Origin of the sequence: Arthrobacter globiformis, assembly GCF_030815865.1 — a bacterium.
GTDB lineage: Bacteria > Actinomycetota > Actinomycetes > Actinomycetales > Micrococcaceae > Arthrobacter > Arthrobacter globiformis_B.
Map to the genome: position 1 here is coordinate 4101000 of NZ_JAUSXI010000001.1, position 25279 is coordinate 4126278.

The 25279-nt window shown below is 63.6% G+C and carries 19 protein-coding genes and 1 tRNA gene; 3 read left to right on the forward strand and 17 right to left on the reverse strand.

Features of this window, described 5'->3' with window-relative positions; genetic code table 11:
- Positions 1–41 precede the first annotated feature (41 nt).
- The 6 genes from tuf to rpoB form a co-directional block, all read right to left on the reverse strand.
- Positions 42–1232 (reverse strand): elongation factor Tu, encoded by a 1191-nt coding sequence (gene tuf, locus QFZ33_RS19095; RefSeq protein WP_102973690.1) that lies wholly within the window; start codon positions 1230–1232, stop codon positions 42–44.
- 256 nt (positions 1233–1488) lie between these two features.
- Positions 1489–3603, reverse strand: coding sequence for an elongation factor G (gene fusA, locus QFZ33_RS19100; RefSeq protein WP_307030000.1), 2115 nt, complete (start codon positions 3601–3603; stop codon positions 1489–1491).
- 69 nt (positions 3604–3672) lie between these two features.
- The gene (gene rpsG / locus QFZ33_RS19105) at positions 3673–4143 is read right to left on the reverse strand and encodes a 30S ribosomal protein S7 (protein WP_003803829.1); all 471 of its coding nucleotides are present in this window, start codon (positions 4141–4143) and stop codon (positions 3673–3675) included.
- Position 4144: 1 nt separating this feature from the next.
- Positions 4145–4519 (reverse strand): 30S ribosomal protein S12, encoded by a 375-nt coding sequence (gene rpsL, locus QFZ33_RS19110; RefSeq protein WP_018773658.1) that lies wholly within the window; start codon positions 4517–4519, stop codon positions 4145–4147.
- Positions 4520–4925: 406 nt separating this feature from the next.
- Complete coding sequence (locus QFZ33_RS19115; RefSeq protein ID WP_307030002.1) at positions 4926–8825, reverse strand: DNA-directed RNA polymerase subunit beta'; 3900 nt, start codon at positions 8823–8825, stop codon at positions 4926–4928.
- 102 nt (positions 8826–8927) lie between these two features.
- A complete protein-coding gene (gene rpoB / locus QFZ33_RS19120; protein WP_307030003.1) occupies positions 8928–12434 on the reverse strand; it encodes a DNA-directed RNA polymerase subunit beta in 3507 nt (1168 codons plus the stop codon).
- A 390-nt stretch (positions 12435–12824) separates the two neighbouring features.
- On the opposite strand from rpoB, the gene QFZ33_RS19125 reads away from it, so the two are divergent.
- A complete protein-coding gene (locus tag QFZ33_RS19125) occupies positions 12825–14024 on the forward strand; it encodes an acetyl-CoA C-acetyltransferase (protein WP_307030005.1) in 1200 nt (399 codons plus the stop codon).
- Positions 14024–14587, forward strand: a complete 564-nt coding sequence (locus QFZ33_RS19130; RefSeq protein ID WP_307030007.1) for an aminoacyl-tRNA deacylase — start codon at positions 14024–14026, stop codon at positions 14585–14587. The genes QFZ33_RS19125 and QFZ33_RS19130 overlap by 1 nt, the downstream gene beginning before the upstream one ends.
- A gap of 113 nt (positions 14588–14700) precedes the next feature.
- Here QFZ33_RS19130 and rplL read toward each other — a convergent pair whose 3' ends face one another.
- From rplL to QFZ33_RS19175, 9 genes are all read right to left on the reverse strand, one after another.
- Positions 14701–15078, reverse strand: coding sequence for a 50S ribosomal protein L7/L12 (gene rplL / locus QFZ33_RS19135; RefSeq protein WP_307030009.1), 378 nt, complete (start codon positions 15076–15078; stop codon positions 14701–14703).
- Positions 15079–15154: 76 nt separating this feature from the next.
- Positions 15155–15748 (reverse strand): 50S ribosomal protein L10, encoded by a 594-nt coding sequence (gene rplJ, locus QFZ33_RS19140; protein ID WP_307030011.1) that lies wholly within the window; start codon positions 15746–15748, stop codon positions 15155–15157.
- Positions 15749–16062: 314 nt separating this feature from the next.
- Complete coding sequence (locus tag QFZ33_RS19145; RefSeq protein ID WP_214858582.1) at positions 16063–17172, reverse strand: GNAT family N-acetyltransferase; 1110 nt, start codon at positions 17170–17172, stop codon at positions 16063–16065.
- Between the two features lie 80 nt (positions 17173–17252).
- Entirely contained in the window at positions 17253–18344 is a 1092-nt protein-coding gene (locus QFZ33_RS19150) for a GNAT family N-acetyltransferase (protein ID WP_307030013.1), read from the reverse strand.
- Between the two features lie 187 nt (positions 18345–18531).
- On the reverse strand, positions 18532–19239 hold the full coding sequence (gene rplA, locus QFZ33_RS19155; protein ID WP_111905184.1) for a 50S ribosomal protein L1: 708 nt from the start codon (positions 19237–19239) through the stop codon (positions 18532–18534).
- A 177-nt stretch (positions 19240–19416) separates the two neighbouring features.
- Positions 19417–19848 (reverse strand): 50S ribosomal protein L11, encoded by a 432-nt coding sequence (gene rplK, locus QFZ33_RS19160; protein ID WP_018773647.1) that lies wholly within the window; start codon positions 19846–19848, stop codon positions 19417–19419.
- A gap of 133 nt (positions 19849–19981) precedes the next feature.
- Positions 19982–20914, reverse strand: coding sequence for a transcription termination/antitermination protein NusG (nusG, locus tag QFZ33_RS19165; protein WP_307030016.1), 933 nt, complete (start codon positions 20912–20914; stop codon positions 19982–19984).
- Between the two features lie 113 nt (positions 20915–21027).
- Positions 21028–21312, reverse strand: a complete 285-nt coding sequence (gene secE, locus QFZ33_RS19170; RefSeq protein ID WP_307030018.1) for a preprotein translocase subunit SecE — start codon at positions 21310–21312, stop codon at positions 21028–21030.
- 81 nt (positions 21313–21393) lie between these two features.
- Positions 21394–21466 (reverse strand) — tRNA-Trp (locus tag QFZ33_RS19175).
- Between the two features lie 273 nt (positions 21467–21739).
- Here QFZ33_RS19175 and QFZ33_RS19180 point away from each other — a divergent pair.
- Positions 21740–22957: a pyridoxal phosphate-dependent aminotransferase gene (locus QFZ33_RS19180; RefSeq protein ID WP_307030020.1), complete on the forward strand. Its 1218-nt coding sequence runs from the start codon at positions 21740–21742 to the stop codon at positions 22955–22957.
- A gap of 172 nt (positions 22958–23129) precedes the next feature.
- Here QFZ33_RS19180 and QFZ33_RS19185 read toward each other — a convergent pair whose 3' ends face one another.
- Both QFZ33_RS19185 and QFZ33_RS19190 read right to left on the reverse strand, forming a co-directional pair.
- Positions 23130–23807: a LuxR C-terminal-related transcriptional regulator gene (locus QFZ33_RS19185; RefSeq protein ID WP_307030023.1), complete on the reverse strand. Its 678-nt coding sequence runs from the start codon at positions 23805–23807 to the stop codon at positions 23130–23132.
- Positions 23804–25180 (reverse strand): ATP-binding protein, encoded by a 1377-nt coding sequence (locus QFZ33_RS19190; protein WP_307030025.1) that lies wholly within the window; start codon positions 25178–25180, stop codon positions 23804–23806. Before QFZ33_RS19190 ends, QFZ33_RS19185 begins: the two co-directional genes overlap by 4 nt.
- Positions 25181–25279: the final 99 nt, after the last annotated feature.

The following is a 25279-nucleotide window of genomic DNA, read 5'->3' on the forward strand; positions in this document are numbered from 1 at the left end:
TCAGACCGTTAGCCGGCCCTTCGATCCGCAATCAGCAAGAATTACTTGTTGATCTTGGTGACACGTCCCGAACCAACGGTGCGGCCGCCTTCACGGATAGCGAAGCCGAGGCCCTCTTCCATAGCGATCGGCTGGATGAGCGCAACGGTCATCTCAGTGTTGTCGCCAGGCATAACCATTTCCGTGCCTTCCGGCAGGGTGATAACGCCGGTTACGTCCGTGGTACGGAAGTAGAACTGCGGGCGGTAGTTCGAGTAGAACGGGTTGTGACGTCCGCCTTCGTCCTTGGAGAGGATGTAGACGTTGGCCTCGAAGTCGGTGTGCGGGGTGATGGAACCCGGCTTGACGACAACCTGGCCACGCTCGACGTCGTCGCGCTTCAGACCGCGGAGCAGGAGGCCACAGTTCTCGCCGGCCCATGCTTCGTCGAGCTGCTTGTGGAACATCTCGATACCGGTAACCGTGGTCTTCTGGACCGGGCGGATACCGACGATCTCGACCTCAGAGTTGATGGCGAGGGTACCGCGCTCGGCGCGGCCCGTCACAACGGTGCCACGACCGGTGATGGTGAAGACGTCCTCGATCGGCATCAGGAACGGCTTGTCACGGTCACGTACGGGGTCCGGAACGGACTCGTCGACAGCAGCCATCAGGTCCTCAACGGACTTGACCCACTCCGGGTCGCCTTCCAGGGCCTTCAGGCCGGAAACGCGGACGACCGGTGCTTCGTCGCCATCGAAGCCCTGCGAGCTCAGGAGCTCACGAACTTCCATTTCAACGAGGTCGAGGAGTTCCTCGTCGTCAACCATGTCTGCCTTGTTCAGCGCGACCAGCAGGTAGGGAACACCAACCTGGCGGGCGAGCAGAACGTGCTCGCGGGTCTGAGCCATCGGGCCGTCAGTAGCGGCAACCACGAGGATCGCGCCGTCCATCTGAGCAGCACCGGTGATCATGTTCTTGATGTAGTCAGCGTGACCCGGAGCGTCTACGTGTGCGTAGTGGCGCTTCTCGGTCTGGTACTCAACGTGGGAGATGTTGATGGTAATGCCGCGCTGACGCTCTTCCGGAGCAGAGTCGATCGACGCGAAGTCACGCTTCTCGTTGAGAGTCGGGTACTTGTCGTACAGCACCTTGGAAATGGCGGCCGTCAACGTCGTCTTACCGTGGTCAACGTGACCAATGGTACCGATGTTAACGTGCGGCTTAGTCCGCTCGAACTTTGCCTTTGCCACAGGTTCCTCCTAGAACGTTTTTCAAATGGCTTACCTTCAACCGCGCTTATCGCGGCAGAAACTCCAGTAAGTCTACTTGGGGGGCTTTGGATTGGTGAAATTTCAGATTCAGGAACTAATACTAGTGCCTGAAGCCTGTTCGTGCTGTTGGCCGGAACCAGGACGGAACCAGTGTTCCGGCCATCCGCACTAGGTGTGTTCCGCAGAGGAAACGCACCCGGTTTTTCGCAGCTTGTCGCGTGGACAGTCCTAAGGACTACTCGCCGCGGGACTTCTGGATGATCTCGTCGGCAACTGCCTTCGGAACCTCGGCGTAGCTGTTGAACGTCATGGAGTACACAGCGCGGCCCTGGGTCTTTGAACGCAGGTCACCGATGTAGCCGAACATGCCGGACAGCGGTACGTGTGCGCGGACAACCTTGACGCCCTGGGCATCCTCCATGGACTGCATCTGGCCACGGCGGGAGTTGAGGTCACCGATAACTTCACCCATGTATTCCTCAGGGGTGCGGACCTCGACATCCATCAGCGGTTCGAGCAGAACAGGGTTCGCCTTGCGTGCGGCTTCCTTGAAAGCCATACGGCCGGCGATCTTGAACGCCATTTCCGAGGAGTCAACATCGTGGTAGGCGCCGTCAATCAGCGTGGCCTTGATGCCGACAACCGGGTAACCGGCCAGGACGCCGTCGTTCAGTGCATCCTGGATACCGGCGTCAACCGAGGGGATGTACTCGCGGGGAACGCGGCCACCAGTGACCTTGTTCTCGAACTCGTACAGCTCGCCTTCGGAGGTGTCCATCGGCTCGATCGCAATCTGGATCTTTGCGAACTGGCCGGAACCACCGGTCTGCTTCTTGTGGGTGTAGTCGTGACGCTCTACAGCACGCTTGATGGTTTCGCGGTAAGCAACCTGCGGCTTGCCAACGTTAGCCTCGACCTTGAATTCGCGGCGCATGCGGTCCACCAGGATGTCCAGGTGAAGTTCGCCCATGCCGGCGATGATGGTCTGGCCGGTGTCTTCGTTGAGGGAGACCTGGAAGGTCGGGTCCTCAGCGGAGAGCTTCTGGATGGCCGTGGAGAGCTTCTCCTGGTCACCCTTGGTGTTCGGCTCGATGGCAACCGAGATCACGGGCTCCGGGAAGCTCATGGACTCCAGGACGATCTGGTTGCTGGAGTCGCACAGGGTGTCGCCCGTGGTGGTGTCCTTCAGACCGATGGCTGCGTAGATGTGGCCCGCGGTAGCGCCGTCGACCGGCATTTCCTTGTTGGCGTGCATCTGGAACAGCTTGCCGATGCGCTCCTTCTTGCCCTTGGTGGAGTTAACCACCTGCGCGCCTGCTTCCACGTGACCGGAGTACACGCGGATGAAGGTGAGCTGGCCGAAGAACGGGTGCGCGGCGATCTTGAACGCCAGTGCAGAGAACGGCTCTTCGGAAGAAGGCTTGCGGGTCAGTTCCTTCTCTTCGTCGCGGGGATCGTGACCGATCATCGGCGGGACGTCGAGCGGGTTCGGCAGGTAGTCGACAACAGCATCGAGCATCGGCTGAACGCCACGATTCTTGAACGCGGAACCACAGAACACCGGGTAGATCTCGGAGTTGATCGTCATCTTGCGGATGCCGGCCTTGAGCTCATCGATGGTGATTTCTTCACCTTCGAGGTACTTCTCCATGAGTTCCTCGGAGGCCTCTGCGACGGCTTCCACGAGGTTTGCGCGGTATTCCTCGGCCTTGGCCTTGAGGTCTTCCGGGATCTCGCGGATTTCGTACTTGGCGCCCATGGTGACGTCGCCCTTGGCATCGCCAGGCCATACGAGCGCACGCATGTACAGCAGGTCGACGACGCCGATGAAGTCGTTCTCGGCACCGATCGGCAGCTGCATAACCAGCGGCTTGGCACCGAGGCGGCTGATGATGGTGTCCACGGTGAAGTAGAAGTCAGCGCCCAGCTTGTCCATCTTGTTGACGAAGCAGATGCGCGGAACGTTGTACTTGTCAGCCTGGCGCCAAACGGTTTCAGACTGCGGCTCAACGCCTTCCTTGCCATCGAAGACGGCGACTGCACCGTCGAGGACGCGCAGGGAGCGCTCAACCTCAACCGTGAAGTCCACGTGGCCCGGGGTGTCAATGATGTTGATCTGGTTGTTTTCCCAGAAGCAGGTCACGGCGGCAGACGTGATGGTGATGCCGCGTTCCTTTTCCTGTTCCATCCAGTCGGTGGTCGAAGCGCCGTCGTGCGTTTCGCCAATCTTGTGGTTCACACCTGTGTAGAACAGAATGCGCTCGGTGGTGGTGGTCTTGCCGGCATCGATGTGGGCCATGATGCCGATGTTGCGGACCTTACTAAGGTCTGTAAGCACGTCCTGTGCCACGGTGTCTCCCTTTCGGATGGACTACGCGTTCGCCGCCGGCTCGTCTGAGCCGGCGGCGTACGGGAAGTTTTACCAGCGGTAGTGGGCGAAGGCCTTGTTGGACTCGGCCATCTTGTGGGTGTCTTCGCGACGCTTCACAGCGGCACCGAGACCGTTGGAGGCATCCAGGATTTCGTTCTGGAGGCGCTCGGTCATCGTCTTTTCCCGGCGGGCCTTGGAGTAGCCGACCAGCCAACGCAGCGCGAGAGCGGTGGAGCGGCCCGGCTTAACCTCAACCGGAACCTGGTAGGTGGCGCCACCGACACGGCGGGAGCGGACCTCGAGGGAAGGCTTGACGTTGTCCATGGCCTTCTTGAGGGCTGCAACGGGGTCGCCGCCGGACTTCGCGCGGGCACCTTCGAGGGCACCGTAAACAATGCGCTCGGCGGTGGACTTCTTGCCGTCAACCAGCACCTTGTTGATCAGCTGGGTAACCAGCGGGGAGCCGTAGACGGGATCTGATACGAGCGGCCGCTTGGGGGCCGGACCCTTGCGAGGCATATTACTTCTTCTCCATCTTTGCGCCGTAGCGGCTGCGCGCCTGCTTACGGTTCTTCACACCCTGGGTATCGAGGGCACCACGGACGATCTTGTAGCGGACACCGGGAAGGTCCTTCACACGACCACCACGAACGAGCACAATGGAGTGCTCCTGGAGGTTGTGGCCAACACCGGGGATGTACGCGGTAACTTCGATACCACCGTTGAGGCGCACACGTGCAACCTTACGCAGAGCCGAGTTCGGCTTCTTCGGGGTGGTGGTGTAAACGCGGGTGCAAACACCGCGGCGCATCGGGCTGCCGTTCAGCGCGGGTGCCTTGGTCTTTTTGACCTTCGGCGTGCGGCCCTTGCGGACCAGCTGGTTAATCGTAGGCACTTTCGTGTTCTCCGTTGGTTGATCTCTGCCCCGCGCCAGGCGAGAGCCTGTGTTGCGTGAGAGCTTTGGCGTTGTCCCTGCGGCTTCGGATCCCAAAGGGCCCGTGGGCGTGCAAAAGCGCGGCATTCGTTGCGCACGTAGCCCGCAACCCGGAAACAGGCTCCACCCAGCATCATGAGAACAAAACCGAAATGATGCTGCGGCGGCCTTCATCCACTGCCACACAGAACAATTACACAAAGTCTAGCATGGCTTGATCTTGAGCCTTAATCGGGTGTAGGGCGCAAAAGGGGAAGGACCCCGCACTGAGTGAGTGCAGGGTCCTTCGTTTGCCTGGCGACTAAGGGCAGGGCGGCTGGGTCCCTACATGGCGCGGAACGCGACACGAAAGGGCCCGCCGTGCCCGTTAGCGGAAGTCGTTTCCGAGGTCGTAGTCATCCAGCGGGATGGCGTGGAACTCAGGAGCTCCGTCGCCGCCCAGCGTGTCGTAGGAGAAATCGCTGAACGCGCTGGGGCCGGTGAACAGGTTGGCCTTTGCTTCTTCAGTCGGTTCCACCGTGATCTCGGTGTAGCGCGGGAGGCCCGTGCCGGCCGGGATCAGCTTACCGATGATGACGTTCTCCTTGAGGCCGAGCAGCGGATCGCTCTTGCCTTCCATGGCCGCCTGCGTCAGGACGCGGGTGGTCTCCTGGAAGGAAGCTGCGGACAGCCAGGACTCGGTGGCCAGCGACGCCTTGGTGATACCCATGAGCTCGGGACGTCCGGAAGCCGGAGTCTTGCCCTCGGATACAACACGGCGGTTGGCGTCCTCGAACCGGCTGCGCTCTGCCAGCTCGCCGGGGAGCAGGTCGGAGTCGCCGGATTCGATGACCGTGACGCGGCGCAGCATCTGGCGGACGATGACCTCCACGTGCTTGTCGTGGATGCCAATGCCCTGGCTGCGGTACACGCCCTGCACTTCGTCCACGAGGAACTTCTGTGCGGCACGCGGGCCCATGATGCGCAGGACCTGCTTCGGGTCGACCGGACCGTTGATGAGCTTCTGGCCCACCGTTACGTGCTGGCCGTCTTCGATCAGGAGGCGCGACCGGCGCAGGACCGGGTAGGCGATCTCTTCGGAACCGTCGTCCGGAGTGATCACCAGACGCATCTGGCGCTCGGATTCCTCGATGGTGATGCGGCCGGCTGCTTCCGCAATCGGCGCCACACCCTTCGGGGTACGCGCTTCGAAGAGCTCCTGGATACGGGGCAGACCCTGGGTGATGTCGTCGCCACCGCTGGCGGACACAGCACCACCGGTGTGGAACGTACGCATGGTCAGCTGGGTACCGGGCTCACCGATGGACTGAGCGGCGATGATGCCCACAGCCTCACCGATGTCCACGGTCTTGCCGGTTGCCAGCGAACGGCCGTAACACAGGGCACAGGTGCCGACACTGGACTCACAGGTGAGCACGGAGCGTACCTTGACCTCGGTGATGCCGGCTGCGAACAGCTCAGCGATCACGACGTCGCCGCAGTCGGTACCGCCGGCAGCCAGGACGTTGCCCTTGGAGTCAACGACGTCCACGGCCAGCGTACGGGCGTAGGCGCTGTTCTCGACGTTCTCGTCCAGTGCCAGCTCGCCGTTGGCGTCAGCCACGGCGATCGGCGTGACAAGGCCGCGCTCAGTGCCGCAGTCCTCTTCACGGACAATGACGTCCTGCGAGACGTCCACCAGACGACGGGTCAGGTAACCCGAGTTGGCGGTACGCAGCGCGGTGTCGGCAAGACCCTTACGTGCACCGTGCGTCGCGATGAAGTATTCCAGCACCGACAGGCCCTCACGGTAGGAGGACTTGATCGGACGCGGGATGATTTCACCCTTCGGGTTGGCCACGAGGCCACGGATACCCGCGATCTGGCGGACCTGCATCCAGTTACCACGTGCACCCGAGGACACCATGCGGTTGATGGTGTTCATCGGCGACAGGCTGTCACGCATGACCTGGGCGATTTCGTTGGTCGCCTTGTTCCAGATCTCGATCAGTTCCTGGCGACGCTCGTCGTCGTCAATCAGGCCCTTGTCGTACTGGCCCTGGATCTTGGCAGCGCGCTCCTCGTAACCGGCAAGGATGACCGGCTTCTCGGCCGGAACCTCGATGTCGGAGATAGCAACGGTGACACCTGATCGGGTGGCCCAGTAGAAACCGGCATCCTTCAGGTTGTCCAGCGTTGCCGCGGTAACAACCTTCGGGTAGCGCTCGGCGAGGTCGTTGACGATGCGGGACAGTTCGCCCTTGTCGGCAACTGCCTCAACCCACGGGTAGTCCTCGGGCAGTGTCTGGTTGAAGAGAACCTGGCCCAGGGAGGTGTCCACGAGAGCGGTCTGACCCGGCTCCCAGCCTTCCGGAGCTTCCCAGCCGGCGTAAGGGACAAAGCCCTCAAGACGGATCTTGACCTGGGAGTTCAGGTGCAGCTCGTGCAGATCGAACGCCATGATGGCTTCCGAGACCGAGGAGAAGATGCGGCCTTCGCCAGCTGAACCGACACGCTTGGTGGTCAGGTGGTAGAGGCCGATGATCATATCCTGCGAAGGCAGGGTCACCGGGCGGCCGTCGGACGGCTTCAGGATGTTGTTGGACGACAGCATCAGGATGCGGGCTTCGGCCTGGGCTTCGGGGCTCAGCGGCAGGTGGACTGCCATCTGGTCGCCGTCGAAGTCGGCGTTGAAGGCGCCACAAACCAGCGGGTGGAGCTGGATGGCCTTGCCTTCAACAAGCTGCGGCTCGAATGCCTGGATGCCGAGGCGGTGCAGGGTAGGTGCACGGTTGAGCAGCACCGGGTGTTCGGTGATGATCTCTTCCAGCACGTCCCAGACCTGCGGGCGGTAACGCTCAACCATGCGCTTGGCCGACTTGATGTTCTGGGCGTGGTTGAGGTCAACCAGGCGCTTCATCACGAACGGCTTGAAGAGCTCCAGCGCCATCTGCTTGGGCAGGCCACACTGGTGCAGCTTCAGCTGCGGGCCGACGACGATGACCGAACGGCCGGAGTAGTCGACGCGCTTGCCGAGCAGGTTCTGGCGGAAGCGGCCCTGCTTGCCCTTGAGCATGTCGCTTAGGGACTTCAGCGGACGGTTGCCCGGTCCGGTGACCGGACGGCCGCGGCGGCCGTTGTCGAAGAGGCTGTCAACAGCTTCCTGAAGCATGCGCTTCTCGTTGTTGACGATGATCTCCGGAGCACCCAGGTCAAGCAGTCGCTTAAGACGGTTGTTGCGGTTGATCACGCGGCGGTAGAGGTCGTTGAGGTCGGAGGTCGCGAAGCGGCCACCGTCCAGCTGGACCATCGGGCGCAGTTCCGGCGGGATGACCGGGACAGCGTCAAGCACCATGCCGAGCGGGCTGTTGTTGGTGGTCAGGAACGCGTTGACCACCTTCAGCCGCTTCAGGGCACGGGTCTTGCGCTGGCCCTTGCCGTTGGCGATGATGTCGCGCAGGTTGTCGGACTCGGCCTGCATGTCGAAGTTCTCAAGACGCTTCTTGATGGCTTCGGCACCCATGGAGCCTTCGAAGTACATGCCGTAGCGGTCACGCAGTTCGCGGTAGAGGCCTTCGTCACCTTCGAGGTCAGCGACCTTCAGGTTCTTGAAGCGGTCCCAGACCTGCTCGAGGCGCTCGATCTCGGCGTCGGCGCGCTTGCGGACGTTCGCCATCTGGCGGTCCGCGGAGTCGCGTGCCTTCTTCTTGTCGGCAGCCTTGGCACCCTCGCCCTCGAGACGGGCAAGCTCGTTCTCAAGGTCGCGGGCGATCGTCGCGATGTCGGAGTCGCGGTTGTCGATCAGCTGCTTCTTCTCGACGTCATGCTCAACCTGCAGGTTGGGCAGTTCCGCGTGGCGGTTTTCTTCGTCGACGCTGGTGATCATGTAGGCAGCGAAGTAGATGACCTTTTCGAGGTCCTTCGGAGCCAGGTCAAGGAGGTAGCCCAGACGGGACGGAACACCCTTGAAGTACCAGATGTGGGTTACGGGAGCAGCCAGTTCGATGTGGCCCATGCGCTCACGGCGCACCTTGGCACGGGTGACCTCGACGCCACACCGCTCACAGATGATGCCCTTGAAGCGCACGCGCTTGTACTTGCCGCAGTAGCATTCCCAGTCACGGGACGGGCCGAAGATCTTCTCGCAGAAGAGGCCGTCCTTCTCGGGCTTGAGCGTGCGGTAGTTGATGGTTTCCGGCTTCTTAACCTCGCCGTACGACCAGCCGCGGATGTCTTCCGCGGTGGCGAGGCCGATCTGCATGAGGCCGAAGGAGGATTCGCTGGACATATGGTCCCTGTTCTCTCTTGTTCTCTAAATTCTGAAGTCTTGGTTGCGGGAAGAGTCGCGGGGCCGACTGCGGGTGGTCACCACCCGCCGTCGGGACCCCTGCTAGACCTCTTCTACGGAGCTGGGCTCTGCACGAGACAGATCGATGCCCAGTTCTTCCGCAGCCGTGAAGACTGCGTCATCAGAGTCACGCATTTCAATTGTGGTTCCGTCGGTGGAAAGCACTTCCACGTTCAGGCACAGCGACTGCATTTCCTTGATCAACACCTTGAAGGATTCGGGAACACCCGGCTCAGGGATGTTCTCGCCCTTGACGATCGCCTCGTAGACCTTCACGCGGCCGTGAATGTCATCGGACTTGATCGTGAGCAGTTCCTGGAGCGTGTAGGCGGCGCCATAAGCTTCGAGCGCCCACACTTCCATTTCACCGAAGCGCTGGCCACCGAACTGTGCCTTACCACCCAGCGGCTGCTGCGTGATCATGGAGTACGGGCCGGTGGAGCGGGCGTGGATCTTGTCGTCCACCAGGTGGTGGAGCTTCAGGATGTACATGTAGCCGACCGAGATCGGATCCGGGAACGGCTCGCCGGAGCGGCCGTCGAACAGGCGGGTCTTGCCCGAGGAGTCGATCAGGCGGTCACCATCACGGGTCAGGTTGGTGGAGTCGAGCAGGCCCGTGATTTCCTCTTCGCGGGCGCCGTCGAAGACCGGCGTTGCAACAGTGGTCTGGCCACTCTCGCGCGGCAGGTTCGGCAGCTGCTTGGCCCACTCCGGCTCGCCTTCGATCTTCCAGCCCGTCTTCGCGACCCAGCCGAGGTGCGTTTCCAGCACCTGGCCGACGTTCATACGGCCCGGAACACCCAGCGGGTTCAGGACGATATCAACGGGGGTACCGTCGGCAAGGAAGGGCATGTCCTCGATCGGGAGGATCTTGGAGATAACACCCTTGTTGCCGTGACGGCCGGCGAGCTTGTCGCCGTCGGTGATTTTGCGCTTGGCAGCCACGTAGACGCGGACCAGCTGGTTGACGCCCGGGGGCAGTTCGTCGTCGTTGTCGCGGTCGAAGACGCGGACGCCGATGACGGTGCCGGACTCGCCGTGCGGAACCTTCAGGGACGTGTCGCGCACTTCACGGGACTTCTCGCCGAAGATGGCACGGAGCAGGCGCTCTTCCGGGGTCAGCTCGGTTTCACCCTTCGGGGTGACCTTTCCGACCAGGATGTCGCCCGCTTCAACCTCGGCACCGATGTGGATGATGCCGCGCTCGTCCAGGCCTGCCAGGACTTCCTCGGACACGTTGGGGATGTCACGGGTGATTTCCTCGGCACCAAGCTTGGTGTCGCGGGCATCGATCTCGTGCTCCTCGATGTGGATGGAGGAAAGGACGTCCTCGGCAACGATGCGCTGCGAGAGGATGATGGCGTCCTCGAAGTTGTGGCCTTCCCATGACATGAATGCCACGAGGAGGTTCTTACCGAGGGCGAGCTCGCCCTGGTCCGTTGCCGGGCCGTCGGCGATGATGCCGCCAACTTCCAGGCGCTGGCCTTCGTTCACCAGGACACGGTTGTTGTAGCAGTTGCCCTGGTTGGAGCGGGCGAACTTGTTGATGCGGTAGTTGGTTTCCGTGCCGTCGTCGTTGAGCATGATGACGAGCTCGGCGGAGACCTCGGTAACCACACCGGCCTTCTTGGCGATGGTGACGTCACCGGCGTCGACGGCTGCGGCGCGCTCCATGCCGGTGCCCACGAACGGGGCCTCGGAACGGACCAGCGGCACAGCCTGGCGCTGCATGTTGGCACCCATGAGTGCGCGGTTGGCGTCGTCGTGCTCGAGGAACGGGATCAGGGCGGTTGCCACGGACACCATCTGGCGCGGGGAAACGTCCATGAACTGCACTTCGCCGGCGGGAACGAGCACGGGCTCGCCTCCGCCACCGCGGGCACGGACCAAGACGGTCTCTTCAGCGAAGCTCTTGTTCTCGTCGAGCGGAGCGTTGGCCTGTGCGATCAGGACCTCTGCCTCGTCGTCGGCCGTCAGGTACTGGACGTCGTCGGAAACGACGCCGTCCTTGACCAGGCGGTACGGCGTTTCGATGAAACCGAACGGGTTGATGCGGCCGTAGGACGCCAGCGAACCGATCAGACCAATGTTCGGGCCTTCAGGGGTTTCGATGGGGCACATACGTCCGTAGTGGGACGGGTGAACGTCTCGGACTTCCATGCCTGCACGGTCACGGGACAGACCGCCCGGGCCCAGCGCCGACAGGCGGCGCTTGTGGGTCAGGCCCGAGAGCGGGTTGTTCTGGTCCATGAACTGGGACAGCTGGGAGGTTCCGAAGAACTCCTTGATGGCTGCCACGACGGGACGGATGTTGATCAGGGTCTGCGGCGTGATGGCCTCGACGTCCTGCGTGGTCATGCGTTCGCGAACGACGCGCTCCATGCGGGACAGGCCGGTGCGGACCTGGTTCTCGATGAGCTCGCCGACGGCGCGGATGCGGCGGTTGCCGAAGTGGTCGATGTCATCGATCTCGACGCGCAGCTCGTGGTCTTCGCCATCGCGCTTGCCCATGAGGGTCTTCTCGCCGGCGTGCAGCGCGACGAGGAACTTGATCATGGCGACGATGTCTTCAACGTGCAGGACCGAAGCTTCCTTGTCACCAAGGGAGCGGTCGATGCCAAGCTTGCGGTTGATCTTGTAACGGCCAACCTTGGCCAGATCGTAGCGCTTGGAGTTGAAGTACAGGTTGTCCAGCAGGGACTGGGCAGCCTCGACTGTGGGCGGCTCGCCCGGACGCAGCTTGCGGTAGATGTCCAGCAGGGCATCTTCGCGGGTTTCGGTGGCGTCCTTCTCCAGCGTGGCACGCATGGAGTCGTACTGGCCGAACTCCTCGAGGATCTGGCCTTCGGTCCAGCCGAGGGCCTTCAGCAGCACCGTGACCGACTGCTTGCGCTTGCGGTCGAGGCGCACGCCGACCTGGTCGCGCTTGTCGATCTCGAGCTCGAACCAGGCGCCGCGGGACGGGATGATCTTTGCGGTAAAGATGTCCTTGTCGCTGGTCTTGTCAGCGGCGCGCTCGAAGTAGGCGCCCGGGGAACGGACCAGCTGGGAAACGACGACACGCTCGGTGCCGTTGACGACGAAGGTGCCCTTCTCGGTCATCAGCGGGAAGTCACCCATGAACACGGTCTGCTGCTTGATTTCGCCCGTGTTGTTGTTCATGAATTCGGCCTTGACGTACAGCGGTGCCGAGTACGTAGCGTCCCGGTCCTTGCATTCAGCCATGGTGTACTTCGGATCAGCGAACTCCGGATCGGAGAAGCTCAGGGACATGGTGCCCTGGAAGTCCTCAATCGGGGAGATCTCTTCGAAGATGTCGGAAAGACCGGAGGTGGTGGCGACGCTTAGGTCGCCTTCTTCGACGGCCTTCGCAACGCGGGCCTGCCAGCGTTCATTTCCGACCAGCCAGTCGAAGCTGTCCGTCTGCAGGGCAAGCAGATTCGGAACGTCAAGAGGTTCGTGAATCTTTGCGAATGAGAGCCGGCGAGTCGCACCATCGGTGCTTGCCGTATTAGCGGTTTCGTTATTAGAGGTGCTCGAGGCGACCAAGAGGGATCCTTCCACAGACCTTCAGGCGTTTTCAGATCTCCCCCGCTTTCACCCTGCGAACTGACTCCGCAGTGCTACCATCCGGTTCCGCTATATGACCCGGGACCTGGTTCTGCCCATGCTGGTGACGTTGTTCACGGCACATTGATGGAGCAGCTAACAGGCTAAGCCCACCGCTATATGAAGGCTGAAGGTAAACAGGGAAGACGCAAATATCTACGATACGGCAAAACCCCACGCGTGTCTACCCCACTTGCCAGCAGAATGCAAGCACCGTTGCCACGGGCACCTAACCGGAATGCGCCCCGCCTCCCCAGCGTTTGTATGGATAGGTGACCGGGCTCACGATACCCTTAGGCCAACCATCGGCAAAGATCGGAAGAGAAAACCATGAGCAATCCCGCGGACAACAGCGACGTTGTCATCCTGTCCGGCGCGCGCACCCCGCAGGGCCGGCTGAACGGCCAGCTCGCGAGCTTCACCGCCGTCGAGCTCGGGGCGCACGCCATCAAGGCGGCCATCGCGGCCAGCGGGCTGGAAGCCGACCGGGTGGACGCGGTCATCATGGGCCAGGTCCTGCAGGCCGGGGCCGGCCAGAACCCGGCACGCCAGAGCGCCATCGGCGCGGGCATCGGCTGGAACGTCCCCACGGTGACCATCAACAAGGTCTGCCTCTCCGGGCTTACCGCCGTGATCGACGCGGCGCGGATGATCCGTGCCGGCGACGCCACCGTCGTCGTCGCCGGCGGCCAGGAATCAATGACGCGGGCGCCCCATGTCCTCCCCGGCTCCCGCCAGGGCTGGAACTACGGCACCGTCCAGGCGCTTGACGTTGCGGCACACGACGGCCTGACCGATGCGTTCGACGGCCAGTCGATGGGCCTTTCCACTGAATCCAAGAACCTTACGCTGGGCATTGACCGGACCGCGCAGGACAACGTGGCCGCCAATTCACACCAGCGCGCAGCGATCGCCTCGAAGAACGGCGTGTTCGACGACGAGATCTCACCGATCAGCGTCAAGCAGCGCAAGGGTGATCCCCTGGTGGTCTCCACCGATGAGGGCGTCCGGCCGGACACCACGGTTGAGTCCCTGGCCGGCCTGCGGGCCGCCTTCGTCACTGACGGCACCATCACGGCCGGCAACTCCTCTCCCCTGTCCGACGGCGCCTCCGCCCTGGTCCTGACCTCGCGCAAGTTCGCGGAGGAGAACGGCCTGGAGTACCTGGCTGTTGTGGGCAAGCCCGGGCAGGTGGCCGGGCCGGACAACTCCCTGCACTCCCAGCCCTCCAACGCCATCGGGCAAGCTTTGGACCGTGCCGGCTGGAGTACTTCCGATCTGGACTTCATCGAAATCAACGAAGCATTCGGTTCGGTGGCCGTGCAGTCCCTCAAGGATCTGGACTACCCGCTGGAGCAGTGCAACATCCATGGCGGTGCCATCGCGCTGGGACACCCGATCGGCGCCTCCGGTGCGCGGCTGGCGCTCCACGCGGCGCATGAGCTGAAGCGGCGCGGCCAGGGCAAGGCGGCAGTCTCGCTCTGCGGAGGCGGCGGCCAGGGCGAGGCCCTCCTGCTGTTCCGCGACTGATGAACGCCGCTCCGGCGTCGGGCGCCGTTCCGGCGTCGGGCGCCGTTCCGGCGTCGGGCGCTAACGGGACGGACGACGGCGGCCGGCCCGGCGGCGGCGCGGGCAGGGAGCGCTTCCTTGCCGACGCCGCCGCGCGCGGCCTGGACGTCCAGCTCGTCGAACGGCTGGCCGCCCACAGCCTCGAGGAGGCGGCCGTGATCCTTGGCATCAGCCCGGCGGACATTGTGAAGTCCCTCGTGGTGAAGCACAAGGATGGCAGCTTCCTCTTCGCCCTTATCCCGGGCGACCGCCAGATCTCCTGGCCCAAGCTGCGCGGCCTGGTGGGCGTCAACAAGCTCTCGCTGCCGGCGGCGGATGTGGCCCTGGAGGCCACCGGCTATGAGCGCGGCACCATCACGCCATTGGGCAGCACCACGGCATGGCCGGTCTATGCGGACCTGACCATCGCCGGCAAGCGGATTTCCATGGGCGCGGGCCAGCACGGCTACAGCGCCTTCGTCGACGCCGACGCCCTGGTTTCCGCCCTCGGCGCCGTGCTCGCGGACATCAGCGAACCCAACTAGGTAGCACTTGAGGGGGTTCCCAGCGCTGGGAACCCCCTCAACTGCTACTTACTTGGGTTAAACGCAGGAATCCCCGCCCACCGGAGTGGACGGGGATTCCTGAACAAGCAGTGTTACTTGACGGTAACGCGGGCGCCAGCTTCTTCGAGCTGAGCCTGTGCCTTCTCGGCAGCTTCCTTGGTGGCGCCTTCGAGAACAGCCTTGGGAGCGCTGTCAACCAGGTCCTTGGCTTCCTTGAGGCCCAGGGAGGTGATGGCGCGAACTTCCTTGATCACTGCGATCTTCTTGTCGCCAGCAGCTTCGAGGATGACGTCGAATTCAGTCTTCTCTTCGGCTTCCTCAGCGGCAGCGCCACCGGCGGGGCCGGCAACGGCCACAGCAGCAGCGGTAACTTCGAAGGTCTCTTCGAAGAGCTTGACGAACTCGGAGAGCTCGATGATGGTCAGTTCCTTGAAAGCTTCAATGAGCTCTTCGTTGCTGAGCTTCGCCATGGTGTGGCGTCCTTCCTGTAAAGGTGGCCGGGGGCTTGATGCCGTTCCGATCCACCGGAGTCTTTTTGGGAGAGAGTTAGTTCTCTTCGGCTGCGGCTTCGGCCGGAGCCTCAGCTGCTTCTGCGTCCGCCTCTGCGGCAGGAGCTTCTTCAGCGGCGGGGGCTTCGGCTTCAGCCGGAGCACCGTTCTCTTCTTCAAGCTTGAGGCGCAGTGCGTCAATGATGCGTGCAGCAGCGGCAGCAGGTGCCTTGAGGATGCCTGCAACCTTGGCGAGCTGCAGCTCGCGGGACTCGAGTGCTGCCAGGGCAGCAACTTCGCTGGCGTTCAGTGCCTTGCCCTCGAAGTAACCGGTCTTGATGACCAGCTGCTTGTTGGCCTTGGCAAAATCCGTCAGGCTCTTGGCAGCTGCAACTGCGTCACCCTTGATGAACGCAATTGCAGTGGGGCCGGCGAGCTGGCCGTCGAATGCTTCGACACCAGCTTCCTTGGCTGCAATGGCGGTCAGGGTGTTCTTGACGACCGCGAACTTGGTGTCCTGGCCGAGAGAAACACGCAGCTGCTTGAGCTGTGCAACGGTGAGCCCACGGTATTCGGTCAGGACAGCGGCGTTCGATTCCTTGAAATCGTTAGTGATCTCAGCTACTGCTGAAACCTTGGTAGGCGTTGCCATAACCCTCCTTCCGGGGATAGTGCCGGTATTCCGGGTCCCCGCTCAGGTGAGCTAAAACTAAAAACGCCCCGCGCAGATGCACGGGGCTTGGCTCAACGCTGTTCAAAACAGCGGAACTTTGCTTCGTTCACCTGCGCCGGCCGCCCTATGTTCAGGGTCCTTCGTCCGGAAACCCACTGGCTCTTTCGCACACAACTGCAGAGTTGAGCTGAGCTCGAAAGAGTGGGAATCCAACAACCGACGGTCTTTGGTAGTTCAAGCTTAGGGGACGGTCCTGTGCATTACCAAATCGGCCGCTCCTCCGCCACCACGACCTAACTCCTCCTCGGTCCAAGGTCCGGCAGTTCCTTTTGCCAGATTCCAGTGACTCCCGCCGTCGTGAACCCAAGCTGGCGGTTGACCGTGAGGAGGTACCGGTTTTCCGGCGCGTTCCAGGTGTAGATCACCCGCGCAGCGGGGAACTGCTCGGTAAGGCGCTCCATATTGGCAACCTTGATGAGCAGGCCGAGCTTGTTGCCACGGTGCGCCTGCAGCACCACCGTGTCATCCTGGAAGACTACGTCCTGCCGCTGCGCCAGGACGCTGATGGTCGTCAGCCCCACGAGCGTCTCGGTAGCAATGTGTTCGACGGCGGTCACCACCGTGCGCCGCCCCTGGGAGATCATGACTTCCTCGGCTTCCCTCAGGATCCGGGCATCGAAGACTATGTCGTCGGTCCCCTCCACGGGTCCGGCGTCGCCGCCGGCCTGGTTTTCGAGGGCTGCCACCGATTCCAGCCAGCGCTCCGGGCAGCGGTCGGTCCAGTGGTGCAGGCGGTAGCGGCCGTTGTTGGCTTCCTGCGCCTCAGCCTCGAGCTCCGCTACCAGCTTGCTGTCCAGCGGCAGCGCGCACGAGCTGAACTGTTCGATGTGCTGCAGCGTGTAACCGGTGCGCTGGGCGAAGTCCACCTCGCGGCTCCCCAAGGGCACATAGCCTTGGCCCGATCCAGGCACCAGCTGCTCGGGCGCGAATTCGTGCAGGGACGCACCGGGATGGTTGGTGTCCACCAGGATCATGGTGCGGCCCTCGTTCCGGGCGAAGTGCTCCGCGGCTTCCAGCAACTGCCTGCCCACGCCTTGGCGCTGATACTCGGGGAGGATGTCCAGGGTGAATTCGGCGAGGTCCAGGTTGTCGGCGAGGGGCAGGGCGATGTCCACAGTGCCCACGATGTCGTCGCCGACCTTTGCCACCAGGATTACCTGGCGCTCGTACGGGTCTTCCAGTTCGAGGAGCTTTTCCAGCGGCGTGTAGGCGAGGTCGTCACTCCCCCAGGTATCCATCCGGACCTTGCGCCCCACCTCCACCGCGGCGAGGAAGTCCGCTGCGTCGGCAGCATCCACTGAGTCCGGAATCCACAACCGCTCAATCCGCACCTCTATTGCCATCATCCCCAGCCGTTCCGCCGCTTGCCATGAAGGCTGCGGGCTTGAGTCCACGCGGTGTATCCGTCGCCAGCATATGCCGGTTAACGCCGGCGCTGCCACTCACCGTCGTACCCTGCCGGACGGAAGCCCAGCGCTACATTGATAGCCAGCATGTGGTCATTCTCTGCGGCGTTGAATGTCAGGACCCGTTCCACTTCTGGATGGTCCTGCTGCAGGCGCCGCAGATTGCGCACCTTAACCAGCATCCCCAGCCGGTGCCCGCGGTGCGCCTTGGCCACGAGCGTGTCGTCCTGCTCAGCCAGCCATGGTTTTTCGTCCGAGTGCTGCAGTACCGAGTAGGCGGCCAGCTCGCCGCTCGCCTTATGCCGGGCCACTGCCACCAGCGACTCCAGGCCCGTCCGCTTCCACTCGTCCTCGACGTGCCGGACGCGTTGCGCGTCCCACATCTCGGCGTCGTAGTGCAGCGCACCTGCCGGGGAGTCCGTGCTCATCCTGGACATGAGCAAGGCCATCTGTTCCACGTACTCATCCGGGCAGCGGTCCGTCCAGCTGAGGCTTTCGTACTGGTCCCCGGCAATGCCGGCGGCCTCGCGTTCCAATGCGTCCAGGACACCGCCCGACGGCGGCATGTCCAGTGCGCTGAAACGCGTCACCTGCTCGAGGGTGTAACCGGCCGCCACGGCGAACCGGACGCCGCGCGCCGCGGCCGGGACCCCGCCCGTCCCCGTTCCGGGCCTCAGGATCCCCGGGCCGTCCAGGTCGAACCCGGGCGCGTGTTCGGTGAAGGACTGCAGGGTGCTGCGCCGGTCCTCCCCCGCGAGTGCCTCTGCGTGCCGCAAGAGGGCCCGTCCGATGCCCCGGCCGCTGAACCCGTTGAGGACGTCCACCCTGAGGAACGCATCCTGGAGGTTTTCCTTTTGCGTAAGCCTGACCCAGGACCTTGCCACCATGCGGCCGTCCAGCCGTACGAAGAAGAGCCGCAGCTTCGCGTAGTCGTCGTCGCGCCACGCTTCCAGCCTGGCCTTGCGGGGCGATGCCCGGTCCAGGTTGCCCCAAAGCTCCAGCACCACAGCGTCGCTGAGGTCGCTGAACTCGTGGAAGTCCGCGGCGTCGGGAGCGTCAAGCGACGCAGGCAACAATAGCGGCTCGATCCGGTAGGAGGGCGTCGTCACCGGATCAGCCTAGCCGCATCGCCCTGAGTCCGACAGAGCCCCGTCGAGAGCGAGCCGGCGAGCCCGCTGGAGTCCCGCCGTCGCACTTCCGGCAGCGAAAGGACCACCGTAAAGCAGAAGGACCGCCCGGCAAACGCCGGACGGTCCTTCTGCTTTTGGCCGGATATCCGGCCGAGATTCGCGAGACTTATGCCTCGATGAGAACCTTGGTGACGTTGGGGTCAACGGAGATGCCGGGACCGAACGTGGTGGCAACCGTTGCCTTCTGGATGTAGCGGCCCTTGGAAGCGGACGGCTTCAGGCGGAGCACCTCTTCGAGGGCAGCGGCGTAGTTCTCGGCCAGCTTGACGGAGTCGAACGAAACCTTGCCGATGATGAAGTGCAGGTTGGAGTGCTTGTCGACGCGGAAGTCGATCTTGCCGCCCTTGATGTCGTTGACAGCCTTGGTGACATCGGGGGTGACGGTGCCGGTCTTCGGGTTCGGCATCAGGTTACGCGGACCCAAGACCTTACCGAGGCGGCCAACCTTGCCCATGAGGTCAGGGGTGGCAACGGCTGCGTCGAAGTCGGTCCAGCCGCCGGCGATCTTTTCGATCAGGTCATCGGAACCAACGAAGTCGGCGCCGGCAGCGATTGCTGCTTCGGCCTTCTCGCCCGTGGCGAACACGAGGACGCGGGCGGTCTTACCGGTGCCGTGCGGCAGGTTGACGGTACCGCGGACCATCTGGTCAGCCTTACGGGGGTCAACACCCAGGCGGAAGGCAACCTCAACGGTGGCGTCGAACTTGGACGGGTTGGTGTCCTTGGCCAGCGTCACTGCCTCGAACGGCGCGTAGAACTTCTCCGCGTCGATCTTGGCTGCGGCTGCCTCGTATGCTTTGCTGCGCTTTGCCATGCTGCTTATTTCTCCTTGTGCAGTTGTGGTCTGCGGACCGCGCTGGGCCCTGCCACAGCCGCTAGTCCGGCGTGGACTGGCGGCATTTCAATGTTTCAGTGGTGCCGGTTTCCCGGCGGTGCTGTCCGGCGTCGTCCCCGGTATCCCGGACCCGGCGCCGCATCAGCGGTAAGGGAATTAACCCTCGACGGTGATACCCATGGAGCGGGCGGTGCCGGCGATGATCTTCGCTGCGCCTTCGAGGCTGGTGGCGTTGAGGTCTTCCATCTTGGTGGTGGCGATCTCGTTGACCTGTGCCTGGGTCAGCTTGGCAACCTTGACGGTGTGCGGGGTAGCCGAACCCTTGGCGACGCCTGCAGCCTTCTTGATGAGCTCTGCAGCCGGCGGGGTCTTGGTGATGAACGTGAACGAGCGGTCTTCGTAGACCGTGATTTCAACAGGAATAACGTTGCCGCGCTGGGCTTCCGTCGCAGCGTTGTACGCCTTGCAGAATTCCATGATGTTGACACCGTGCTGGCCAAGCGCGGGACCGATCGGCGGGGCCGGGTTAGCGGCACCTGCCTGGATCTGCAGCTTGATGAGGCCGGTGACCTTCTTCTTGGGAGCCAATGTAGGGTCCTTCTCTCAAATGCGTCCTGGGACACAGGAGCGTGCCTCAGGTGGTTGACCGCCATGGCGAGGCGGTCGGCCGTTCCGGAACTGCTAAAGCGGGCTGTTCCGGAGCGAAATCTGTGGTGATCAGTTAGATCTTGGTGACCTGGTTGAAGGCCAGCGTGACCGGGGTCTCGCGCTCGAAGATGGACACCAGCACCACGAGGGTCTGGGAATCCACCTTGATCTCGGAGATCGTGGCGGGAAGGGTCTCGAACGGGCCTTCCTTGACGATGACAGACTCGCCGACCTCGAAGTCGACGTCGACCTGGGCGGCAGCCTGCTTGGTGGGCTTGCCCTTTTCCGCCTGCTCTTCTTCGAAGACCGGGGCCAGCATGGAGAAGACCTCATCGAGGCGCAGCGGCACGGGGTTGTGGGCGTTGCCTACGAAGCCGGTGACGCCCGGGGTGTGGCGAACGGCGCCCCAGGAGGCGTCGGTCAGGTCCATGCGGACCAGCACGTAGCCGGGGATGCGGACGCGGTTGATGACCTTGCGCTGAGCGTTCTTGATCTCAACGACTTCTTCCATCGGAACCTGGATTTCGAAGATGTAATCTTCCATGTCCAGGGTCTGGATGCGGGTCTCAAGGTTGGCCTTGACGCGGTTTTCGTAGCCGGCGTAGGAGTGGATGACGTACCAGTCACCCTCCTGGCGGCGCAGCTTGGACTTGAACTCTTCGGCGGGATCGGTGGCCTGCGCGGCAGCGGTGGCCAGGACGTCGGTCCCTTCGGCGCCTTCCTCGGCGTCCTCTCCGGTCACGTCGTCAGCGTCGGCGTCGGTCTCGGCGTCAGCGACGTCGGTCTCGTCGTCGGCGTCAGTATCGGCCTCGGCGTCAGCGTCATCGACGTCAGTATCGGCCTCGGCGTCAGTATCGATCTCGGCGTCAGCGTCGCCTTCGTACTCGGCGTCGCCTTTGGAATCGGGCGCAGCAGACTCAACCTCAGAGCCCTCAGCGGACTCAGCCGCGGGGTTCTGGGTTTCATCCAGCTCAGTCTCAGTTACCTCGAGCTCCTGCTCAGACACTTGGTCTCCTGCTTCCTCATTGCTAATTGCCTATTTAAATGGCTCAATTCCGCACACCCCGCAGCTCCAGCCGATTCCGGCCGGGAGTCCACGCAGTCTGCGGACCGATCGCGTTAGCGGCCCGTGGCGCCTGTACCGCCGAAGACCCAGCCCACCGCGGTGCCGAACCCCAGGTCCAGCAGAGTGACGATCACCATCATGATGACCACAAACACGAGCACCACTAGCGTGTAATTGATCAGTTCCTTGCGGGTGGGGGCGACGACCTTCTTCAGTTCGCCAATGACCTGGCGGATGAAGAGTGCTATGCGAGCGAAGAAGCCGGCCTTGGCGGCCTTCTTTGCGGGGCGGCCCTTGGAGCTGCTTGCAGCTGTTTCGGTCACCTGTTCCTCACTCATCCTCGCAAGTCGGATTACCCGGCTCTGAACTGAACCTTTGTTTGCTGCGCTTGCTCCGGCTTTTCGCCGGAACAGCCTGCGCAGGGCAGACAGGACTCGAACCTGCAACCTGCGGTTTTGGAGACCGCTGCGCTACCAATTGCGCCACTACCCTATGCATCAAAAACCGATGAAAGCCGCACTTCCCCAAGACGATCTGGGGCGCAAGTCATCATCCGTGTTTTCAACACCGGAGAACCAGTCTACGCAACAACTGCGCTTACGTCGAACCAGCCTCATTTCGGACCGTTTTTCAGCTTCAGAATCCGCGCCGCACCGCAGTCACAAATCCGCGTTCCACCTCGAACGATCCGGTGAACAGCATAGAGTAGATTCCGTCGAATTCCACCATTCAGCTCTCCAGCTGCAAGCGAAGAACGGACCCGCCATGTCTGCCGCCCGCGTTTCCCAACGCATTTCCGCCATTGCCGAATCCGCCACCCTGGCTGTCGACGCCAAGGCCAAGGCGCTGAAGGCGGCGGGCCGGCCGGTGATTGGCTTCGGCGCTGGCGAGCCCGACTTCCCCACTCCGGGCTACATTGTCCAGGCCGCCATTGACGCCGCCAGCCAGCCGAAGTACCACCGCTACTCCCCCGCCGGCGGCCTGCCCGAGCTGAAGAAGGCAATCGCCGAGAAGACGTTCCGGGACTCAGGCTACAAGGCGGACCCGTCCCAGGTGCTGGTCACCAACGGCGGCAAGCAGGCTGTCTACAACACGTTCGCCACCCTCGTGGATCCGGGCGACGAAGTGATCGTGCCTACCCCGTTCTGGACCACCTACCCCGAGGCCATCCGCCTCGCCGGCGGCGTCCCGGTGGAGGTCTTTGCCGGCCCGGAGCAGGACTACCTGGTGACCGTGGAGCAGCTCGAAGCAGCCGTCACGGACCGCACCAAGATCCTGCTGTTCGTGTCGCCATCGAACCCCACGGGGTCCGTCTACTCGCCCGAGCAGGTCGCCGAAATCGGGAAGTGGGCCGCCGCCAAAGGCCTGTGGGTGGTCACGGACGAGATCTACGAGCACCTGACGTACGACGGCGTGCCCTTCACCTCCATTGCCACAGCCGCCCCTGAACTGGGCGACAAGGTTGTGATCCTGAACGGAGTGGCCAAGACCTACGCGATGACCGGCTGGCGCGTGGGCTGGATGATCGGGCCCGCCGACGTCATCAAGGCCGCCACCAACCTGCAGTCGCACGCCACCTCCAACGTGTCCAACATCCCGCAGATGGCCGCCCTGGCAGCTGTCTCCGGCCCGCTCACCGCGGTGGACGAGATGAAGGTCGCCTTTGACCGCCGCCGGAAGGCCATCGTGGCCGGGCTGAACGCCATCGAGGGCGTTGAATGCCCGACGCCGAAGGGCGCCTTTTACGTGTACGCGGACGTCCGCGCGCTGCTTGGTAAGGAATTCCCGACGGCGAACGGCACGGCCCGGCCCGAAACCTCGGCGGCGCTTGCGGCGCTGATCCTGGATGAGGTGGAGGTCGCCGTGGTTCCTGGCGAGGCCTTCGGCCCGTCCGGCTTCCTTCGCCTCTCCTACGCCCTGGGCGACGAGGACCTCGCCACTGGCGTCGGCCGCCTGCAGGACTTCCTCGGCAAGGCGCAGTAACCCCCAACCCTCCCTCACTTATTGCAGGAAAAACACGGATCCTCCCTCAGATCCTGCAGAGAATTCTTAAACGCTCCCGCACCAAAAAATGGTGCGGGAGCGTTTGCCTTTGGGCGGCAGGACGTGAGGACGCGTCTAGGGAAAGGCGGCAGGACGTGAGGAAGCGTCTGGGCTAGAGGAGGCGGCGCTCGGCGGCCCACTTGGTCAGTTCGTGGCGGCTGGACAGCTGCAGCTTCCGGAGCACGGCCGAGACGTGGGTTTCCACGGTTTTGATCGAGATGAAGAGCTCCTTGGCCACCTCCTTGTAGCTGTAGCCGCGGGCGATCAGCCGCATCACCTCGAGTTCCCGGGCGGAGAGCTTGTCCAGTTCGTCGTCGGCAATGTCGGCCGGGGCGGTGCCGAACGCGTCCAGGACAAAGCCCGCCAGGCGCGGGGAGAACACCGCGTCGCCGCCGGCAACCCGGAACACGGCGTCGGTGATCTCCGCGCCGGAAATGGTCTTCGTGACATAGCCGCGGGCGCCGGCGCGGATGACGGCCACAACGTCCTCGGCCGCATCGGAGACGCTCAGGGCAAGGAAGCGGGTAGTTCCCAGGAACGCCGCGGAACCGGTGATGACTTCCCGCCCTCCCCCGCCGCGGCCGCCGGGCAGGTGCACGTCCAGCAGCACGACGTCGGGCCGTGCTGCGGCAATGACTTCGACGGCCTGTTCCACGGTGCCGGCCTCGCCGACCACCACCACGCTCGGATCCAGGTCAGCCTTGAGGCCGGACCGGAATATCGCGTGGTCGTCCACGATCACCACCCGCACGGTTCTTCCCGCCGTGCCTGCCCCTGCTGGTGTAATCATGACTTCCCTTCTCCGCTGTCCGCGACGTCCGCAGGCAGCCTGAGGCGCACCTCCGTGCCGTCTGGACCGCTGTTGATTGCGGCGTTGCCGCCGTGCCGTTTCATCCGGCCAATGATCGATTCGCGCACGCCCAGCCGGTCGTGCGGGACCGAGTTCAGTTTGAAGCCCGGGCCGCGGTCCTTGACGAAGACTTCCGCGCCGCCGTCGGACACCTCCAGGTACACAGAGACGGGACCGCCGCCGTGGCGGGCAGCGTTCAGCATGGCCTCACGGCTGGCCTGGACCAGCGCTTCGTGGCGCTCTGTCACCCCCGTGTCGCCCACGGTCACGACGTCGACGGCGTTTCCGAGGCCGTCCTCAACCTCCGCGGCGGCGGCCTTGATCCGGTCCGAGAGCTGGCCGGCGTCGCGGGCGGGATCCTTGAAGAGCCAGCCCCGCAGCTCGCGCTCCTGCGCCCTGGCCAGGCGGACGACGTCGTGCTCGTTGCTGGCACGGCGCTGAATGAGGGCAAGGGTCTGCAGCACGGAGTCGTGCAGGTGGGCGGCGATCTCGGCCCGTTCGGTCGCCCGCACGCGGCCGGCCCGTTCGGTCTCCAAGTCACGCCAGAACTTTAGGCCCCAGGGCAGCAGCACCAGCGCCACGCCGCCCAGCACGGCCACGGACGCGAGCAGCGCCAGCCAGGTCTGTTGCCATGAGCCGGACCCGGAGACCATAACCAGAACCCCCGCCACCACGAGCGCCAGGCCCGCCGCCAGCCGCGCCCAGCCGCCGGCCTGGTCCGCCTTGGTCTTGTCCACCAGTCCGGCCCGGCGGGTTTCATCCAGCTGCATCCATGCAATTGCGGCGCCGCCGAGGATCGCAGCCGCCGGGATCAGCGTGCCGAGGGGCACCTCCACGCCCAGCAGCCTGGCGATCAGGATCGCGGCGACGAGCAGGAGCCCGGCGCCCAGCAGGATCTCCTTGCCATAGCGCATGCTCCGGATCCGGAACCAGGTGCCAGCGGCAGGTGCCGCTGGCTGGGAGGCGGTGCCGGCGTCGTACTCCCCCGCCGACGGAGAGACGGTGGGAGGGAAAAGAACGACGGCGGGGGCCGGGCCGGACTGCACGCTCACTGGCGGCAGGCTCACGGCGGGGGCAATGGGCGACGCCGGACGCCTGGCATTGCGTTTGGCGTTCTCGTCCGCGGTGGGAACCATGATCCACAGCCATCCGTAGAATGCGAGCCCTGCACCCCCGGCGAAGGCGGCCACCACCATGCCGATCCGGACCATGCGCACCGGCCAGCCAAGATGGACCGCCAGGCCGGAGCACACGCCGGCGATCACGCGGTCGCTGCTGCGGACCAGAGGAGGGCGGACAGGGGCTGTGGTCATGAATCAATCCAAACACGGATCAGGGTTCACGAGTCCCGTTCTGAGGGTGAACCCGGGGTAAGTCAGGGACGGCTCAGGGTGTTCCCCAATAGAGGACTG